Genomic DNA, 17,408 nt, shown 5'->3' with positions numbered 1-17,408 from the left:
ACTTTTTTCGTGCAGGAAAGGATGTAGACGTTGCTCACATTTGGCAAATATCTGGAGGGCAGTCATCACAAAAAATCGCTTCTTTTAAATAGGCAAGGTCCTTAATCAAGATATGTCCCTGGGGAAGCAGATCGATGGTGTCCTGTTTTTTTAGATCGGAAAGCATCCGGTTGACACTTTCTCGTGTCAGACCAATGAATTGTGCCAAATCACGATTGGTAAGGGAAAGGTCGATGAGGATTCCATCGGGGTGTGGCTTGCCATACGTGTTACTCATGCGGATTAGCGTTGAATACAAGGCACCGATTTTGCCATTGAGTAGCAAATCACGAAATTTAGACTGCATCCGCCTGTTCATCAATCCCATCCAACGCAGGAAGTCTACGCAAAATTGACCGTTTTTGATGAGCATTTTTTCCAACTCTTGTCGCGGAATGATCCATATCTCACCCTCCATCAACATGGTGCCTGTGGAGGTGTACGTCAATTCCTGTTCGAAGAGCCCGGAGACGCCGACTAGCTCTCCTGCACCAAATACTTGCAGTGTCAGTTCTTTTCCATCGTTGGTGTTTTTAGTGAGCTTAATTTGGCCTGACGAAATTAAGAATAGCTGATCAGCTCTTTCACCATCCAAAAACAGAACGGCTCCGGGAACGAATTTTTTCCTAATAGAAAACGTTTCAAGGCTATTCACAAAATCGGAAGAAATCTGCTGTACAAATGTTGTGCCATTTCCGGTCATGTGGGTCCTCCCTACAACAAGGATACAAAGTAACTCATTATATCATCCGAAATCGATGGTTTGGGAAGAGAAAATCGTCCTAGATTGTGGCAGTGGTGTGAGGTAAATCACAACCTGGGTTACGAGCCATTGCTACAATGGACTCGAGCGAAAGGAAAAAATGAGCAGCAGCAGGGAGGGTGTTGTATGAACTATATATTTGCTTCCAAGGTGGCGAAGCGTGCTTTTATCATCATTGCTTGCTTGTTCGTCCTAAGTTACGTGGGAACACGTTTTTTCACGCATATTGATTTGGCGCTTTACGGCTATATGGTGGGGACACTTGTCTTTATTGGAGGTTTCCTTTACCGATTTTCTGCGTGGGCAGATCGCCCGCCAACGAATGTCATTTTGAAAAAGGGGCTACGACTTCTCTTTCGTAAAAGCACGGCGAATACAACGGTGGATCATCTGGCCATCTATCGCTTTATTTGGAATCGGGGATGGTACCGCTGGACACAGCACATTTTGCTGGGATGGGGATGCATCTTGGCCGCGTTTGTCACCTTTCCGTTAGTTTTTGGCTGGATGTATTTCACGATGACGGACAATGGTTTCTATCAGGTCGTGTTCATGGGTGTGGATGTTCTGACCGTACAAGCGGATGGCTGGGTTGCCTTTCTCTTTTACAACGCACTGAACATTACCGCTTTTATGGTCATCGGCGGAGCAGTCATGGCATTGTATCGCAGATTCAAGAACATGCAGGCACGGGCTGAACAATCCTTTGTCTACGACTTTTTGCCTTTATACCTGCTACTGTTTATCAGCGTGACAGGCTTGATGTTAACCGCAAGCAACATGTTCTTAGGGGGCTTTGGGCACCCGGTCATATCAGTCACTCATCAATTTGCAGTGATTGTGACATTGATTTATCTGCCATTCGGAAAACTGGCTCACATACCGTTCCGTCCCATGAGTGTGTTTGCACGTAATTATCGCGAACACTACGGCGAGCAGGAAATGAAAAAGTGTAAAGTGTGCAGCAATGAGTTTGTTTCTGTGGAACAGTCGGCAGATGTAATCAACGTGCTGGGTAAAAACGAAATGGCTTTTCAAATGGAAGAAGGATTCCACTTGGCTGAACTTTGCTTGCCGTGCCGCAGAAAATACCGGATGTTCCGTTTCACAGGAGTTCCTACGCACGAGATCAATGCCAGGGAGGCAAATCAACATGCCAAAGGATAAATTTTTTAAAGTAATTGAAAACAAGATACATCCGAACGAGAAGTTGGTCAGCACGCACTGCTGCTACTGCGGTATGCAATGCGGGATGAACCTGCGTGTAGATACAACGACGAACAAGATTATTGGAGTGGAGCCACGGTACGATTTCCCTGTCAACCTGGGCAAGATGTGCCCAAAAGGCGTGACGGCTTATCAGCAGGTGAACCATCCGGATCGGATACAGCGGCCGTTGATTCGAACGGATGCATCACTAAAAGGCACGGCGGAAGGATTTCGGGAGGCATCATGGGAGGAAGCACTTGACTTGATCATTTCCAAGTTCAAGGAATTGCAACACAACTATGGCAAAGATACCTTGTCTGTTTACTCTGGCGTTTCCATGACGAACGAAAAATGCTATCTCACGGGTAAGTTTGCGCGGGTCGCCTTGCAAACTCGCTATATCGACTACAATGGTCGCTTCTGCATGTCCTCCGCTGCGGCAGGATTGAATCGAAGCTTGGGGATTGATCGCGGTTCTACCATTCCCTGGACGGATATTCATCAAACAGACTGCTTGTTTTTGGCCGGTTCAAACGCGGCAGAGTGTCATCCAACCAGCATGTTTCGTATTTGGGAAGTGCAAAATCGAGGTGGTTATCTGATTGTAGCCGATCCAAGGGAAACACCTTTGGCGCGTCGAGCTGATATCCATCTGGATCTGCGGCCCGGTACAGATTTGGCACTGGCAAACGGAATCGTTCATCTCCTGATCAAGAACGGACATATTGATGAAGACTTTATTCGAAATCATACGAATGGTTTTGAAGAAACAAAAGAAGTGGTCGCTACCTTCACACCGGAGTATGTCAGCGAAATAACAGGGGTTTCGGTGGAGAAGATTGTGCGGGCTGCCGACATTTTCGGGAGGGCACCCGATGCGATTGTCATGTTTTGCCGTGGTGTGGAACAGCAGGCGAAAGGGACGGACAACGTATCGGCCTATACCAACATGTCGCTCGTCACAGGCAAGATTGGCCGTCCAAAATCAGGTGTTGCAACCCTTACTGGTCAAGGAAACGGTCAGGGGGGGCGGGAACACGGGCAAAAAGCCGATCAATTGCCTGGCTACCGCAAGCTCGACAATCCTGAACATGTGCGTGAAATAGCATGTGCCTGGGGCATCCCCGCGGAAGAGATGCCGCAGAAAGGTGTCTCTGCCTATGAGATGTTCCAGTTGATGAAGGATAAAACAATCCGTAGCTTATACTTACTCTGCTCCAATCCGGTTGTAAGTGCGCCAAATCTAAACCATGTTCGGGAGTCCCTGAAAAGTCTAGATTTTATGGTTTGCTGCGACTTTTACTTGTCCGAATCAGCTGAATACGCCGATGTCGTTCTTCCCGTTACGACTTGGGCAGAGGACGATGGAACGACTACAAACCTCGAAGGTCGTATCATTCGTCACCGTCAGGCACAGGACTGGTTCGAAGAATCCAAGCCTGACTGGTGGATTCAGGTAGAAATCGCCAAAAGAATGGGGCGCGGACAATTCTTTGCTCACTTGAAGTCTCCTCAGGATATTTTCAATGAAATACGTCAGGTCTCCAAAGGCGGAATAGCTGACTACTACGGGGTCACCTACGAGAAAATTGATCAAAACAATGGTGTTTTCTGGCCGTGCCGTGAGGAGGGTGACGAGGGGCAGCCCCATTTATTCCTGGATAAAAAATTTTATCACCCGGATGGCAAAGCCAAAATATGTGCGCTGCCTTATCGCCCGCCAGCGGAGGAGCCGGATGAAGAATATCCTTTGCGGCTAACTACGGGACGAGTTGTGTTCCACTATTTGTCCGGGAATCAGACAAGACGAATCCCGTTTTTGACGGACATGTATCCTGATCCTCTGCTAGAGGTTCATCCAAAAACAGCGACTCTTTATGGCATTGAACACGATGAGCTGGTCACTTTGAAAACGAGAAGAGGCGAGGCGCAGTACCGCGTGAAAGTTATCGAGGCCATTCGAGAGGATACGGTGTTTGTTCCGTACCACTGGGGAAAAGCGGAGTCTATCAATCTTCTGACCAACCCGGCATTGGACCCTTACAGCAAAATGCCTGAATTTAAAGCGTGCGCTGCGAAAATCATCAAGCACAAGCATGGAGGAGTTCGCCATGGGTAAACAAGTCTTATACATCGAAATGGATAATTGCATCGGTTGTCGAAGCTGCTTGGCGGCGTGTACACAGTGTGGAGGTCACGACAACCGAAACCGAAACTACGTACTGGATGTGGACCCGTTTATTAGCAGACAAACGATTCCTCTCATGTGCTTCCATTGTGTCAATCCTGCTTGTGCCCGCAGCTGTCCTGCTCAGGCGATTCAAATCGCAGATAATGGGGCCGTATTGTCAGCCTTGGTAGAGAAATGCATCGGTTGTCAAAATTGTACGATTGCGTGCCCTTATGGGATTCCCAAATTTGATGAAGAACAGAATCTCATGTACAAGTGCGATCTATGCTACGACCGTACGAAAGAGGGAATCCCGCCGATGTGCGCTTCGGTTTGCCCGACAAACACCTTGCAGTGGATTGAGGAAGCAGAGCTGGAAGAAAAACGGGCACAGATTCCTTTGGCCAATGGCAAATGGACTGCCAGCCACGACCCGGATGTACTGGAAGGCGAAACCAATGTGAAAATTAGCCTGCCTGGCATTCTGCAGGGCAAACAGAAGCTATTCTAGAGGGGAGAAATACCTTATGGAGAACGAGAAAACCCGCCCAATTCCGTTGAAGGATGACAATTATACACATAACATTAATCGTTCCAATGAGCGTAGTCTGGATCGACGGAGTTTTATGAAAACAATGGTAGGAGCAGCCGGTCTTTTCGCGGCATCTACACTGCCATGGGGGGCATTAGCTGCCAAAGAGCTGATGAGTTCATCCAGCAAGTCGTATCCCACACAAAAAATCGCGAATCTCAGCGATATAAAACCCGGAGATGCGATTGAATTTGCTTATCCAGGAGAGCATGACAGCGCGTTGTTCGTATATGTGAAGGAAAAGGAATACAAGGCGTATCAAAATGCATGTACCCACCTGCGTTGTCCGGTATTTTGGGACCGAGATGAGAAAGAGCTGCTATGTCCTTGCCATCATGGGAAATTTGATATCGCCACAGGTAATCCGCTCGCTGGTCCCCCAAGAAGACCACTTCCGGAAATTGTGCTTCAAGAGAAAGATGGAGCTGTATACGCTGTAGGGGTGAAGAGATATGAAGAGCAGCTATAGAGGTGTCATCCTATTAGCATTGATCTTGTTCGCCAGCATTGTTTGCACCCAGTACACAGTCAATATGTATTTTGCACAGCGATATATGGAGGTGCTTTTGCTCAGCGGTGCAACGGTGGTGTTGTTCCCACTGGCATGGATGGTATTTAGAAAAGACCAGCGAGATCGAAGAGAACAAGGGAAATAATCCGGGGAAGGAAGTGTGATCAGTTGCCATGAATCCTAGTAAGCGAACGATTGCCGAGCTTCACCAAGAGCTCCCTGCCTTGGTGGATAAAAAAATGGGGATACTCATTCAAGATTTGGCGGATAATGCCGAACCACACAGCCCGGCTCTCTTGGAAAGGAAGCTGGCAAAATGGGAGATCACGGAGGATGAGGAGCATCTGCGACTCTATTTTAATCCTTGCCAGTTTATTGCGATTCCCATCCAGAATGGACCGGTTGTTTTTTCGCAAGAGGATAACTGTATTCAAATGGTTGCTAGCGACAATCGGGGACAGCTAGCGTATCGCATTTCTTTTGGTAACTAACTCCCACTAGTAGATGGAGGGATTGTAATGGGACCACCGCCTATAGGATGTATGGGGAAGATGCAGGAGTTTGAAGGGAGAAGGAAGCTGTGTCCAGCTCTGGAAAAATTGAAAGACGAGCACCTATCATTAGCTGAGCAGTTGAATGAGCTCGTACATCTAGCAAATAACCTGAAATCTACTGCCGAACCTACTAAAAGAAAGAAAGGCTTAACAGAGCTTCATGAGCTGGCGTCCTCGTTTCGGGCGGAACTGGAGAGACACTCCAGACGCGAGGAGGAAGACCTGTATCCCCTGATGGCTAACTATATCGAACGGGAGATGGGACCGATTGCTGCCATGGAGGAAGAGCATGATCTTATTCATGAAAGCCTGATGTCGTTCATGCGAATCGTAGAAAAGGAAAAGTCTGAACCAGTTGAAATAGAAGCTGTCCACACTCATTTGCTGAAGTCAGTAGAAATACTCTTGGAACATTTCTTTAAAGAAGAGAGTGTGCTGTTCCCGATGGCAGAATACGTATTGAGTGACGCAGAGAAAGAGCAGTTGCGAGTACTGTTTCAAGATTAGAAATCATGTCGCCCTCCTACTGGTAAAAGTGGGGGGGTGATTTTGTTTTCCAATTATATTCTTTCGAGGAAAATGTGCATGTTCCTACTGTCATTTGTCGGTTTCAATCGGAAGAAACCAATCATTAACTAGTAGGGAATAAATAGAGGAGGGGGTGTTCTAAGTGCCGATTATTAAACCGTATCTAACCTCATTGAGATTTACGTCCACCATGGGTGCTGGAACTGGTACTGGTGCTGCGTTTGCCATTGCAGCAACTGCATTTACCACTGACACTGGCGCTGCTGCGACAGCATTTCCTAGTACGTTTGCATTTTACAATCTCTACGTCAATGGAGTGCTTCAGGCAGGTAATACTTCCACAATCTCAACGACAGCGATCACGATTCCAGATGGAAATGCCGAAAACGGTGGTACACCCATAGTTGTAGAGTTTGTCGTTAACTAAGGTGAATAGGATGGTGGCCCCAGGTGGATGGTATGTGCCTGGGGTTCACTCATATGTGTAAATCGGAGTGAATGTTCGAAGCACTGCGAGAAAGGACGAGTGATTTTATGAGGCGCTATGTCACGCAGTCATACCCAGTGAGGAGACAGTGTCTGCAAATCGTCCCGCCATTAGGTTGCCCCGGAATTTTTCCAGTAAAACCCTCCCCAACGTGTCCTCCCTGTCCCCCATGTCCATGTACTCCTGGTTTAATACGAACAGAAACCTATCAGTATACGGCAATTTCAGATGGAGTCAAAAACAGGTATACCAACAGTGATGCGGTCATGCCCTTTAGTACATCCGGCATTCTGGACCCGAATGAAGTTTCGGTTGTGAATCTATTCATCAATGGAATGCTACAACCTCCCAATTTATATGTTGTCCAGCCGGGAGTGTTGATTTTGAGTGACATTCCTGTACAAGGAGTCCCTCTCATTCTTCAGTTCATCAAGATGATTGTCTCATAAATGGTTGCTTCCATAATGGGAAAAGGTCATGTCATACATACATGTCATTTTCCTTCCATGTTGTGCCCTACCAGGGATATGATCGGCTCGACATACTTAAAAGTCTCTCGTCTTCGATTTGGCAGGCAAGATTGCTTGCTCTCCTTTTTCATAGAAAGCAAGTAGAGTATGGACAAAACTCAATCTCGGTACGATCATATAGACGGCCAAGGCAGACCCAATGCTGATCAGGGCACCCACAATGACATCTGCTGGATAATGAACGCCTACCAAAATGCGAGAAAGCCCGACACAAGCAGCAAGCAGCATCCAGAGTGGCCCCGTCGTCTTTCTAAAAAGCCAGTAGGTCATGCAAAAGGAAAAAAACAGGATCGTATGGTCGCTGGGAAACGAATTGTCGACCGCTTTTTGTACCAATTGATTGACGTTCGCAAGCTCTGCGAATGGCTGATTATTCGTATGAAGGCTTCCGGCTACTTTCCCGAATAGCTCGGCGATGACAAACGTAAAAGTCGCACAAACGACCATGATGCGATTCTCATGTTTTCTCGTAAACCAATACACCAAAGCACTCAACGCCAAAATAAACACCGTATATTCTGCTACGTAAAAAGCCACGGGGTTGAGAGCCGGATACTCTTTCCCCAAGTCATTAATCAAGCGAAAATAGTGAATGTTGATTTCCATGCCATTCATTTTTGGTGATCCCCCTTTACATGTAACAGGAGAATCGTAATCGATAGGAGAGAAATGGGAAATTGATTTACCTTACGAAATATTACAGGGTTGTAAGGTTGGTTTCGTAGCATCAAAAAAGAGACGGCAGAACCGTCTCTTTTTAGTTGGACAAAAGGTCCATATTATTTGTTGTTGCCATCTAATTCTGCTTTGGGGTAGATGTCTTTTTTGACAGCCTTTAATTTTCCTACACAATCCATGGTCACGTTGATGTAATGATCCGGGGAAGTGTAAATGACGAGAATCTGTGTCTTGTTATCCTGGACAGTAGAGGAGTGGATCTGTGAGAACTTGTATTTTTCTGCTTGCTTTCCAAACAAAAGTTTGAGATGCTCCTTGCCTTTTTTGATCGCTTTCTCATCACCTAAAACTTCTTTCGAAGAGGGGAGTCCGTTTTGGATGTCGACGCTGATCAGCTCTCCTGTACTTGCGTTTACATGGACAACTCCGAACTCTGGGGTAGTACCCTCTGGTGTGCTCGACAGGATCACTTCCAGACGTTCGATGGGACCCGAAGTGGTGACGACGTTCTCTTTTAAGATGGAGGTGATGTGATAGTTCTTCAGGTCAGGGATGACTTCTTTGACGTGATTCACAGTCGCTTTTGCTTTTTGATTCAGATCTTTTATGGAAAGCTCTTCTAATCTTGGTCGCAGTTACAGTTGCTTTCGCTTTGTGGGAAGAGGCTGCTGCGGCTTCGTTTAACAGAACAGATGTGTTTGGCAAAAGGAGTGCCGCTATCAGGGTGAATGCGAGTGCCTTACGCTTGGTCATTTTGGATCATCCCCATTATTGGTTAATTGGGTGTACATGGATTAATACGGAAAGAGATTCGTATAAGTAACTGTAAAAATTGTGAAAAATTTATTACAGGACGAAGGAAGGGAGAAAATGTCGAAAAATAGTTTTGAAATTTTATTTCAAATCTGACAATTCATATTGATATTTTATTTCAAGTGTCTATAATACAAAATATGTAATGATTTACCAAAGTCACACTTGAATGTAAGCGCTTAACAAATTTGTGGACTAAAGGGGTGGTATCGTGTTGAATGGCGGGTTGCTGCGCATCCGCGAATCATTGCACAATATCAAGCGTTCTGAACAAAACGCGGCGCATTACATTTTAGCCAATCCGGATGAGGTGATTCGTCTTTCCATCAAGGAACTCGCGGAAAGAAGCGAATCTAGCCAAGCTGCCATCATACGCATGTGCAAAAGTATCGGTGTAGATGGTTTTCAGGAGTTGAAAATCAGAATAGCGGGTGATCTGCAATCGTCTACCGCTCAGGATGAATACAAAGAGATTCTTCCCGATGCTGATATGTACACCTTGATTGAATCAGTTTCGCTCAACAACATCCTCTCTTTGCGAGAAACGATCAAAATTTTGGATACAGAAGCGGTGGAGAAGGCGATTGGTGAGCTGTTCCGAGCCACTCGGATTGATTTTTACGGAGTGGGTGCTTCGCAATTGGTTGCCCAGGATGCCCAACATAAATTTTTGCGCATCAATAAAATGTGCACGGCCCATTCGGATTCCCACTTGCAGCTTACTTCGGCAGTCACCTTGACGGCTGGTGATGTGGCAGTCGGTATCTCGAATTCGGGGGAAACCTCACAGATCATAACCACGATGAAACAAGCTCACAAATCCGGAGCTGTGACCATCGGCATTACCAAATACGGCACAAACTCCTTGGCGGAATGCGTGGATATTCACTTAACCACGTTTTCAACAGAAGCGGATGAACGCAGTGCCGCCACTTCCTCACGAATCGCACAACTCAATGTGATCGACATCTTGTTTAGAGGTGTTGCTGCCAAAAATTACGATGTTTCTGCTGCGTACTTGCGCCAGACGCGTAAAGCTGTTCGGGAGCAATACAAATAAGCAAATCCTCCTTAGCATACACAAAATCCTGCCTTTATCCTTTTATCCTTATCAGTCAGTAAAGAGTCCCTTATTTTCAAAGTGCCCACATGTGGCTAGTAGTACGTTAGGCGTTTGGAAATATCGTTAGCTATGCAAGTTTTTTACTTCATGCAATTGGGGAGGTTTTCCATGAAAAAGAGAAGGTTTCTTTCAGTACTTGGTTTGATTGGCTTAGCCGCGGCATTGCTTATTTCCGGATGTAGCAGCCAGTCCTCCACACAGCAGGGGGACAAAGTCGAATTGTATATGGGCTACAGCTCTGATCCACCTACGAAGAAAAAGATGGAAGAAATTATTGCAAAATTCGAACAATCACATCCGCACATCAAAATTAAAACAATGACGGCTCCTTATGATGACTTCTATCAAAAGCTGACGACTCAGATCGCGGCCGGGAATGCGCCTGATCTATGGCAGAGCGACGGGACAAAAGTATTTGGCTACGCCCAACGAGGCGCGATTCTCGACATCACCGACTACGTCACGAAAGAAATCAACAAAGAGGAGCTCAACGGTCTGGAATTCAACAAAGACTCAGATGGGAAGTATTGGGGCGTGCCGCAGGGCATCCAAGTCGGAGCCCTTTTCTACAACAAGGATTTGTTCGACAAAGCGGGCGTACCGTACCCTACGGCTGACTGGACCTGGGATGATGTGAAGGCGGCTTCCGTCAAGCTGACCCTCGATGCCAACGGGAAAAATGCAGACGATCCTGCTTTTGACAAAAAATCAGTGAAGCAGTACGGTTTCGCGTTTTTCGGTAGCTCACGCGGCGCATTTAACATCTTGAAAGCGTATGGTGGCGGGGTATTGGACCCGACGTTGAAAAAATCGATTATCAACAGCTCGGAGAACAAAAAAGCGGTCGAGTGGATGGTCGACGGTATGCAACGCAAGCTATTCCCGAATCCGGCTGATTTGAAGGCGTTCCAAAGCAACTTCAAAGCGTTTTTGAGCGGGGCTGTGGCGATGCAAATCGATATTTACGCAGCAACAACCTCGATGAATGGTGCAGGGCTGAATTACGATGTCGCTCCTATGCCAAAAGGACCGGACGGCAAACGCTTCGCACCCGTAATCGCCAACTCATGGGTCATCAACAAAAAGGCAGAGGAGCAGAAGGTCAAGGCCGCTAAAGAATGGATCACCTACTGGACGACATCAGATGAAGCACAAAAAGAATGGACAGAAGTAGGGGAAGCCATTCCAGTGAAAAAATCAGTGGCGAATTCCGAGATGTTCCTAAACCCAGCCACGAAGCCAGAAAACAAAAAAGTCTTCCTCGACACCTTGGAGTTCGCGGGCACGATTGATACCAACGCTGTCTTTACCGAATGGGTGAAGGTGTTCACGGATAATCTGGCGGAACTGTTCATGGATAAATACGGAACGGATGAATTCATCACGAAAACAGACGAAGGCATTCAAAAAGTTCTGGATGACTTCTTCAAGAAGCAGTAGTCATCAATCAGTGAGGATGTGTGCCAACCATGCTAGAGCTGCAAACCAAGCAACAGGCGAAGCCTGCTGAGAAAAAGAGAAAATGGTTGGATAGCGAGGGGAGATGGGGACTGCTCCTGGTCTCCCCTTATCTCATCCACTTTCTCGTATTCGTTGTGGGAACATCGGTCGCGTCATTGTACTTCAGTTTTTCGGACTACGATATTTTAAATCCGCCTAAATGGACTGGCTTGGACAACTATGCAAAGCTGTTTGAAGACCCGCTGTTTTATCGCGCGTTATGGAATACGGTCTATTTTACGATCCTGTACGTTCCGGCCAAAACGTTTTTGGCGTTGCTGTTAGCGGTGGCCCTGAATCAAAAGCTGAAGGGCTTGAAATTTTTCAGGATGGTTCACTTTTTGCCGGTGATCTCCTCATGGACGGTGATCGTGTATGTAGCGGATGCGGTGTTTAACCAGCGGATCGGTTTTGCCAATGCTTTTCTGTCTAAACTTGGGTTAGCTCCGCAAAACTGGCTGATTGATGAATTCTGGGTCATCCCGGTCTTGGTTCTCATCGCCATCTGGAAGTCAGTCGGCTACATGATGATTATTTTTCTCGCTGGACTGCAAGGAATTTCTTCTGATATGTACGAGGCAGCCTCGATTGATGGAGCAAACGCTTGGCAAAAGTTTTGGCAAGTGACGGTCCCGATGATTTCCGGCACGACGTTTCTGGTCGTCATCTTGAACACGATTTACTCCTTCCAAAACTTCGAGCAGATTTTTGTCATGACCGGGGCCTCTACGGAGGCAGGCTCGACAGGTGGTGCGAACAACGCCAGCCTCGTCCTGATGCTCTTCATGTTCCGCCAAGCATTTAGCTTTTTCAAAATGGGCTATGCCTCTGCTATCGCGTGGGTGTTGTTCCTCATCCTGCTTGCCATTACGCTCATCCAATTCAAGCTGCAAAAGAAATGGGTTCATTATGATTAAGAGGCAAGGAGGTAGCCATGCAAAAGCGTTTCCCTCTAAATAAAATCTTTGGATACCTGTTTGTCATAGCGAGTGCGTTGATTATGCTGGTTCCGTTTTTGACAACTGTGTTTAACTCGCTGAAAACTTACAAGCAGTACATGCAATTTCCGCCAGAATGGCTGCCAAATCCAGCACAGTGGAGCAACTATACAACTGTGTGGGAACAGGCGAATTTTAGCAGCTATACGATCAACAGTCTGATTGTCGCGATTCTTTCGGTTATCGGGGCCTTATTGTCCAGCTCGATGATTGCCTTTGCTTTTGCCAGGCTGCGCTTTCCTTTCCGCGACACGCTGTTCATGATCGTGCTGGGAACGATGATGATCCCGGGGATCGTCACGATTATCCCGCAGTTTATTATCTTTAAAAATTTGGGACTGCTCGATACGTTGGCACCGCTTTGGCTATTGGAGTGGCTTGGACAGCCGTTTGCTATTTTTTTAATGAGGCAAGCATTTTTAAATATCCCGAAGGATTATGAGGAAGCGGCAAAGCTGGATGGCTGCAATCCGTTCCAGATTTACTGGCGGGTGTTTTTGCCGATGTGTAAGCCTTCTTTGGCAACACTGGCGGTCTTTACGTTTATGGGGAAGTGGAATGAGATTTTGGCGCCAGTCATTTATCTCATTTCGGACGAGAACTTTACGCTGCCGATCGGGATTTTGTCTTTGAGCGGTCAGTACAAGACAGAGGATCAACTGCTGGTAGCAGGGGCCTTGATCAGCTTGATCCCGATTTTGATCGTGTTCTTGTTTGCGGAGAAATATTTTGTGGAAGGCTCCAAAACTTCTGGATTGAAATAGGGCGTAAAGGAGGCTAGCATCCGATGCAATACGTACCTTGGGACGATTTATATGCGGACGCTCTGTGCGAGCTGTGGAATCAGGAGTTGGGTGATCGCTTTCCCATGCGGTCTGGGCTCATGCGGCAAAACAGCTTCGAGGATCAGAATGTAGTCAAAGCTGGGTCGTGGATTGCGATAGATGCTGTGACGCAGCGTCCTGTCGGTTTTGTTGTGGCCAAATGCTGGCAGGAAAAGCTCGACATTCAATTGGGAAAAGGCATTGGCTGGATACAGGTCTTACTCGTGTCTACCGCACATCGCGGGCAAGGGGTCGGGCGTGAATTGCTGGCAAGGGCAGAGAATGCGTTGCGAGAGCAAGGGGTGGAAAAGGTCTTGCTGGGGCGCGATCCGTATCATTATTTCCCGGGCATACCCGATGAATCTGCGGACGTAAAAGTGTGGTTTGAGAGACAAGGGTATCACTCGGAGGATCGGTTGGAGAACGATCTGTTAGGCCAGTATCTCGAACCAGCGGAACTGGAATTGCCAGAGGTACCAGATGGCCGCTTTCGACTGTTGATGAGGGAGGACCAAGATGCCTTCTTGGCCTTCTTGCATCGATGCTTTCCCGGACGCTGGGAGTATGAAGCCATTCACTATTTCCACCGAGGAGGAACCGGACGCGAATTCGTCGTGGTGGAGCTGCACGGTGAGATCGTCGGTTTTTGCAGGATCAATGATGCCGATTCTCCGTTTGTTGCCCAAAACGTATACTGGGCACCATTGTTTGCAGATGGGCTGGGCGGCATCGGTCCATTGGGTGTGGATGCGGAGTATAGAGGACGGGGCTTGGGACTGGCGATTGTGGAGGCGGGCATTGTGGCTTTGCGGAATCGCGGTATTCCGAACATTGTCATCGATTGGACGACGTTGGTCGACTTTTATACGAGGCTCGGGTATCGCAGCTGGAAGCAGTATGCGAAGTACGGCAAAGCATTCTCATAATAAGAGCAAGTCGATAGGGAGGAGGATTCCATGCAAGCCGAACACATGACAGTGGAACAGAAGGTCGGGCAACTGCTGATGATCGGTTACCCTACGCTGGATATTCCCGAAGAAATGGAAGCGTGGATCAAACAAAAACAGATTGGTAACGTGATTCTTTTTAGCCGCAATATCGGGACACCGGAGGAGACCTATCAGCGCGTACAGAAACTCCAGAGCTGGGCGTATGAGTCTTGTCATCCCTACCCGCTGTTGATTGGGACCGATCAGGAAAATGGCGTGGTCTCCCGTCTGCAAAAAGGGGCGACGCGCTTTCCAGGAGCGATGGCTTTAGGTGCGACAGGCAATCTCGATCAAGCCAAGCGCATCTACCAGGCAACAGGTGAGGAGCTACGTGCAGCAGGGATTTCAGTCAATTTCGCCCCGACGGTCGATGTGAACAATAATGCGGACAATCCGGTCATTGGGGTGCGGTCTTTTGGAGAAGCGCCAGAGCAGGTGGCGCGGTTTGGTGAGGCCGCCATTCAAGGCCTGCTTGCGAGTGGTGTCATTCCCTCTATCAAGCACTTCCCCGGTCATGGCGATACGAGCATCGATTCTCATGAAGCCGTTCCTGTGCTTGGGCATGATCGGACGCGACTGGATCAGGTTGAGTTGGTTCCATTCCAGCGCAGTATCGCGGCAGGAGTCCCCATGGTGATGGTTGGACATATCAGTTTACCTAGTATGGATGAGTCGGGTTCTCCTGCTACGTATTCCAAAGAGATCGTGACGGGAATTTTGCGTGAGTCGCTCGGTTTTGATGGGGTCGCAATTACGGATTGTATGGAAATGGCCGCTATCGCGGGTACCATCGGGGTTCCGGAAGCGGCGGTGCGTTGTGTGCAGGCTGGGATCGATCTGGTTCTGGTTTCCCATACGCATGAAGTTCAGCAAAAAACGTATGATCGCCTCGTTGCGGCCATTCATTCGGGGGAGCTGTCAGATGAGCGGGTCAACGAAGCGGTAAATCGCGTGCTTCAATTAAAGAAACGATTTCTTTCCTGGGAGCATTGCTTGCGAGCAAAAGGCCCTTCCTTTGACCATATCCAGCATGCAGATATGGCGAGAAGTGCGCTCGCCCAAGCCATAACCTTGGTGAAAAATGAGCATCAGCTACTTCCTTTACAGAGGAGTACGCAACCGCTCGGTGTGATTTTTCCGGGGATCGCTAACCTTACGTTGGCAGAGGATGGGCAAGCAGCTTCAGGCGATTTGGTCGCACCATTGAGAAAATATCGTGAAGTTGAATACCATATGATGTCGACGCTCAACCCGACAGAAGATGAAGGGGAGATGGTGGCGAATCTGATGTCAGCCACGGAGCAAATCGTCGTTTTTACGTACAATGCCCATATCTTTAAAGGCCAATCGCTGCTATTGAATCGGCTAATTCAACAGGGGAAAAGGGTCGTGGCTGTCGCTCTGCGAAACCCGTATGATCTCTTGGTAATGCCAGAGGTTGATGCGTATCTCGCCGTTTACGACCATACGTACCATGCCATAGAGCTTGTGGCAGACATTTTGTTCGGGGAACGAAAGGCCGCTGGACATCTTCCGGTCAGCCTGTTTCCAACGGAGAAAAAGCAGCATGGTGTGGGGTAGAAAGAGAAGATGAGTGTATATGGGTGGGAGGTAACTGGATGAAGTTTCACCTGCGTGATTTAACGACAGAAACAAGAAATTGGAATACGGAAGAGCTGGATAAATTCTCTACCATGGAGATTGTCCAGATTATGAATGAAGAGGATAAAACAGTTGCGTTTGCCGTTGAAAAGGAGCTGGCTTCGATTGCAGCGGCCGTTGACTTGATCGCAGAATGTCTGGAAAACGGCGGAAGACTCTTTTACTTTGGAGCGGGTACGAGTGGGAGATTGGGCTTGCTGGATGCTGCTGAATGCCCCCCAACCTTTGGGACGGATCCCTCATTGGTGCAGGGAATCATAGCAGGCGGGGAAAAAGCTATCGTCAGGGCAGTCGAAGGAGCCGAAGACGTGGAGCAGAACGGCAGAGAAGATGTGATTGCCTATGGCGTAAAGGCAGGGGATGCCGTGGTGGGAATTGCGGCGAGTGGTCGGACACCCTATGTCATCGGAGCATTGACGGAAGCAAGAAGGCAGCAGGCAAAAGTCATTTCGTTGTCCTGCAACCAGATGGCGCAGATCAGCCAAGGTGTGGATGTAGCGATAAATGTGGTAGTAGGACCAGAGGTGGTGACCGGATCGACTCGCCTAAAAGCAGCGACGGCGCAGAAGATGGTTCTCAATATGATTACAACCGGCTGCATGGTACGGTTGGGGAAAGTGTACAAAAATTTGATGGTCAATGTGCAGGTAACCAATGAGAAACTGAAGGAACGGGCAAAACAAATCGTGGCAGAAGCGACCAATGTCTCTACCGATGAGGCAGACGTACTGTTGCACAAGGCAGACGGTGACGCAAAACTGGCGATCGTGATGCAAAAGACCGGGGTGCCAGCAGAGGACGCAAGCCGTTTGCTCACCCAGTATAAGGGCAATATTCGACGGATTTTGGAAGGGAATCACAATCAGGAATGATCAGCCTAATCCTTTTGGATGAGGCTTTTTTTGTTATTCGAGGTCTTTAAGATAGCGGAGTGTTTTATCAATTTGTTCTACTTTGGAATTCGCCTTACTTAGCCACTGCAAACCATTCTTTCGAGGACGATATCCGCCCTTGCTAAATTGGTACTGTTTTATCCATGAAAGTATGTCTTGTGCGTTGTCCAATCCCCAATAATATAAAGGTTCGATCGCTATTTTTAACAATTCTTCTTCCAGCTGAGGCCGAAAGTGAAGGACTGTCGATACAACCATAAAATAACCTTCAGCTGCAGTGGGACAAGTATAGCTTGGAATCCATGAGTGGATTTTTTGGATGATTTCTTGGTCTGAAGCTGTGCATGTATGAGATTCAATGGAATAAATCAAAGTCATGATTTCATCGAAGTTTGTTGACAAATTCTTCGCCTCCCAATAATGCTTTTTCCATCATTATAAGACACAACTGGTAATGAAAATCACTTGTATGATCCATAAAATGTTCATTTGAATATTGGCGGAAAAGAGGATATGATTACATTAATTCTTATATTATAATTTCT

20 protein-coding genes are annotated in these 17,408 nt (G+C 47.4%); 16 read left to right on the top strand and 4 right to left on the bottom strand.

The window, feature by feature from the left end:
• Nucleotides 1-34 precede the first annotated feature (34 nt).
• The gene (locus ACFVS2_RS13925; RefSeq protein ID WP_390234797.1) at nucleotides 35-742 is read right to left on the bottom strand and encodes a Crp/Fnr family transcriptional regulator; all 708 of its coding nucleotides are present in this window, start codon (nucleotides 740-742) and stop codon (nucleotides 35-37) included.
• Nucleotides 743-928: 186 nt separating this feature from the next.
• On the opposite strand from ACFVS2_RS13925, the gene ACFVS2_RS13920 reads away from it, so the two are divergent.
• The 9 genes from ACFVS2_RS13920 (at nucleotide 929) to ACFVS2_RS13880 (ending at nucleotide 7,302) form a co-directional block, all read left to right on the top strand.
• The gene (locus tag ACFVS2_RS13920; protein ID WP_173616454.1) at nucleotides 929-1,969 is read left to right on the top strand and encodes a hypothetical protein; all 1,041 of its coding nucleotides are present in this window, start codon (nucleotides 929-931) and stop codon (nucleotides 1,967-1,969) included.
• Entirely contained in the window at nucleotides 1,956-4,130 is a 2,175-nt protein-coding gene (locus ACFVS2_RS13915; protein WP_173616453.1) for a molybdopterin oxidoreductase family protein, read from the top strand. Before ACFVS2_RS13920 ends, ACFVS2_RS13915 begins: the two co-directional genes overlap by 14 nt.
• Nucleotides 4,123-4,692, top strand: a complete 570-nt coding sequence (locus ACFVS2_RS13910; protein WP_088909171.1) for a 4Fe-4S dicluster domain-containing protein — start codon at nucleotides 4,123-4,125, stop codon at nucleotides 4,690-4,692. Before ACFVS2_RS13915 ends, ACFVS2_RS13910 begins: the two co-directional genes overlap by 8 nt.
• Before the next feature lie 16 nt (nucleotides 4,693-4,708).
• Nucleotides 4,709-5,242, top strand: a complete 534-nt coding sequence (locus tag ACFVS2_RS13905; RefSeq protein ID WP_007716653.1) for a Rieske (2Fe-2S) protein — start codon at nucleotides 4,709-4,711, stop codon at nucleotides 5,240-5,242.
• On the top strand, nucleotides 5,226-5,429 hold the full coding sequence (locus ACFVS2_RS13900) for a hypothetical protein (protein ID WP_137033053.1): 204 nt from the start codon (nucleotides 5,226-5,228) through the stop codon (nucleotides 5,427-5,429). The genes ACFVS2_RS13905 and ACFVS2_RS13900 overlap by 17 nt, the downstream gene beginning before the upstream one ends.
• A 28-nt stretch (nucleotides 5,430-5,457) precedes the next feature.
• A complete protein-coding gene (locus ACFVS2_RS13895) occupies nucleotides 5,458-5,775 on the top strand; it encodes a hypothetical protein (protein WP_390234794.1) in 318 nt (105 codons plus the stop codon).
• A 27-nt stretch (nucleotides 5,776-5,802) separates the two neighbouring features.
• Nucleotides 5,803-6,345 (top strand): hemerythrin domain-containing protein, encoded by a 543-nt coding sequence (locus ACFVS2_RS13890; protein WP_173616450.1) that lies wholly within the window; start codon nucleotides 5,803-5,805, stop codon nucleotides 6,343-6,345.
• Nucleotides 6,346-6,508: 163 nt separating this feature from the next.
• Entirely contained in the window at nucleotides 6,509-6,793 is a 285-nt protein-coding gene (locus ACFVS2_RS13885) for a DUF4183 domain-containing protein (RefSeq protein WP_390234792.1), read from the top strand.
• 71 nt (nucleotides 6,794-6,864) lie between these two features.
• Entirely contained in the window at nucleotides 6,865-7,302 is a 438-nt protein-coding gene (locus ACFVS2_RS13880) for a DUF4183 domain-containing protein (protein ID WP_390234790.1), read from the top strand.
• A 96-nt stretch (nucleotides 7,303-7,398) separates the two neighbouring features.
• Here ACFVS2_RS13880 and ACFVS2_RS13875 read toward each other — a convergent pair whose 3' ends face one another.
• The gene (locus tag ACFVS2_RS13875) at nucleotides 7,399-7,998 is read right to left on the bottom strand and encodes an undecaprenyl-diphosphatase (RefSeq protein ID WP_390234787.1); all 600 of its coding nucleotides are present in this window, start codon (nucleotides 7,996-7,998) and stop codon (nucleotides 7,399-7,401) included.
• A 164-nt stretch (nucleotides 7,999-8,162) separates the two neighbouring features.
• The gene (locus tag ACFVS2_RS13870; protein WP_390234785.1) at nucleotides 8,163-8,636 is read right to left on the bottom strand and encodes a hypothetical protein; all 474 of its coding nucleotides are present in this window, start codon (nucleotides 8,634-8,636) and stop codon (nucleotides 8,163-8,165) included.
• Between the two features lie 452 nt (nucleotides 8,637-9,088).
• Here ACFVS2_RS13870 and ACFVS2_RS13865 point away from each other — a divergent pair, with 452 nt between their 5' ends.
• From ACFVS2_RS13865 to murQ, 7 genes are all read left to right on the top strand, one after another.
• Nucleotides 9,089-9,934: a MurR/RpiR family transcriptional regulator gene (locus ACFVS2_RS13865; RefSeq protein ID WP_173616978.1), complete on the top strand. Its 846-nt coding sequence runs from the start codon at nucleotides 9,089-9,091 to the stop codon at nucleotides 9,932-9,934.
• 171 nt (nucleotides 9,935-10,105) lie between these two features.
• Nucleotides 10,106-11,437: an ABC transporter substrate-binding protein gene (locus ACFVS2_RS13860; protein WP_390234784.1), complete on the top strand. Its 1,332-nt coding sequence runs from the start codon at nucleotides 10,106-10,108 to the stop codon at nucleotides 11,435-11,437.
• A gap of 29 nt (nucleotides 11,438-11,466) precedes the next feature.
• Nucleotides 11,467-12,414 carry a carbohydrate ABC transporter permease gene (locus ACFVS2_RS13855; RefSeq protein ID WP_390234782.1) on the top strand — a complete coding sequence of 316 codons (948 nt, stop codon included), beginning with the start codon at nucleotides 11,467-11,469 and terminating at the stop codon, nucleotides 12,412-12,414.
• 17 nt (nucleotides 12,415-12,431) lie between these two features.
• Nucleotides 12,432-13,259: a carbohydrate ABC transporter permease gene (locus ACFVS2_RS13850; protein WP_173616443.1), complete on the top strand. Its 828-nt coding sequence runs from the start codon at nucleotides 12,432-12,434 to the stop codon at nucleotides 13,257-13,259.
• A gap of 23 nt (nucleotides 13,260-13,282) precedes the next feature.
• Entirely contained in the window at nucleotides 13,283-14,245 is a 963-nt protein-coding gene (locus ACFVS2_RS13845; RefSeq protein ID WP_390234780.1) for a GNAT family N-acetyltransferase, read from the top strand.
• 30 nt (nucleotides 14,246-14,275) lie between these two features.
• Complete coding sequence (locus ACFVS2_RS13840) at nucleotides 14,276-15,889, top strand: glycoside hydrolase family 3 protein (protein ID WP_390234778.1); 1,614 nt, start codon at nucleotides 14,276-14,278, stop codon at nucleotides 15,887-15,889.
• A 38-nt stretch (nucleotides 15,890-15,927) separates the two neighbouring features.
• Complete coding sequence (gene murQ / locus ACFVS2_RS13835; RefSeq protein WP_390234776.1) at nucleotides 15,928-16,842, top strand: N-acetylmuramic acid 6-phosphate etherase; 915 nt, start codon at nucleotides 15,928-15,930, stop codon at nucleotides 16,840-16,842.
• Nucleotides 16,843-16,875: 33 nt separating this feature from the next.
• Here the strand turns inward: murQ and ACFVS2_RS13830 are convergent, their stop codons facing one another.
• Nucleotides 16,876-17,265 (bottom strand): hypothetical protein, encoded by a 390-nt coding sequence (locus ACFVS2_RS13830; RefSeq protein WP_390234774.1) that lies wholly within the window; start codon nucleotides 17,263-17,265, stop codon nucleotides 16,876-16,878.
• Nucleotides 17,266-17,408: the final 143 nt, after the last annotated feature.

This window comes from Brevibacillus sp. NPDC058079 (genome assembly GCF_042885155.1).
Taxonomy (GTDB): Bacteria; Bacillota; Bacilli; order Brevibacillales; family Brevibacillaceae; genus Brevibacillus.
Note: the sequence above shows the minus strand (reverse complement) of the source record. Positions and strands in the feature narration are given on the sequence as shown.

Excerpts from the sequence above, each read along its gene's own strand:
- ACFVS2_RS13925 (WP_390234797.1), bottom strand. The coding sequence starts at position 742 with ATGACCGGAAATGGCACAACATTTGTACAGCAGATTTCTTCCGATTTT.
- ACFVS2_RS13920 (WP_173616454.1), top strand. The coding sequence starts at position 929 with ATGAACTATATATTTGCTTCCAAGGTGGCGAAGCGTGCTTTTATCATC.
- ACFVS2_RS13915 (WP_173616453.1), top strand. The coding sequence starts at position 1,956 with ATGCCAAAGGATAAATTTTTTAAAGTAATTGAAAACAAGATACATCCG.
- ACFVS2_RS13910 (WP_088909171.1), top strand. The coding sequence starts at position 4,123 with ATGGGTAAACAAGTCTTATACATCGAAATGGATAATTGCATCGGTTGT.
- ACFVS2_RS13905 (WP_007716653.1), top strand. The coding sequence starts at position 4,709 with ATGGAGAACGAGAAAACCCGCCCAATTCCGTTGAAGGATGACAATTAT.
- ACFVS2_RS13900 (WP_137033053.1), top strand. The coding sequence starts at position 5,226 with ATGAAGAGCAGCTATAGAGGTGTCATCCTATTAGCATTGATCTTGTTC.
- ACFVS2_RS13895 (WP_390234794.1), top strand. The coding sequence starts at position 5,458 with ATGAATCCTAGTAAGCGAACGATTGCCGAGCTTCACCAAGAGCTCCCT.
- ACFVS2_RS13890 (WP_173616450.1), top strand. The coding sequence starts at position 5,803 with ATGGGACCACCGCCTATAGGATGTATGGGGAAGATGCAGGAGTTTGAA.
- ACFVS2_RS13880 (WP_390234790.1), top strand. The coding sequence starts at position 6,865 with ATGTTCGAAGCACTGCGAGAAAGGACGAGTGATTTTATGAGGCGCTAT.
- ACFVS2_RS13875 (WP_390234787.1), bottom strand. The coding sequence starts at position 7,998 with ATGAATGGCATGGAAATCAACATTCACTATTTTCGCTTGATTAATGAC.
- ACFVS2_RS13860 (WP_390234784.1), top strand. The coding sequence starts at position 10,106 with ATGAAAAAGAGAAGGTTTCTTTCAGTACTTGGTTTGATTGGCTTAGCC.
- ACFVS2_RS13855 (WP_390234782.1), top strand. The coding sequence starts at position 11,467 with ATGCTAGAGCTGCAAACCAAGCAACAGGCGAAGCCTGCTGAGAAAAAG.
- ACFVS2_RS13850 (WP_173616443.1), top strand. The coding sequence starts at position 12,432 with ATGCAAAAGCGTTTCCCTCTAAATAAAATCTTTGGATACCTGTTTGTC.
- ACFVS2_RS13845 (WP_390234780.1), top strand. The coding sequence starts at position 13,283 with ATGCAATACGTACCTTGGGACGATTTATATGCGGACGCTCTGTGCGAG.
- ACFVS2_RS13840 (WP_390234778.1), top strand. The coding sequence starts at position 14,276 with ATGCAAGCCGAACACATGACAGTGGAACAGAAGGTCGGGCAACTGCTG.
- murQ (WP_390234776.1), top strand. The coding sequence starts at position 15,928 with ATGAAGTTTCACCTGCGTGATTTAACGACAGAAACAAGAAATTGGAAT.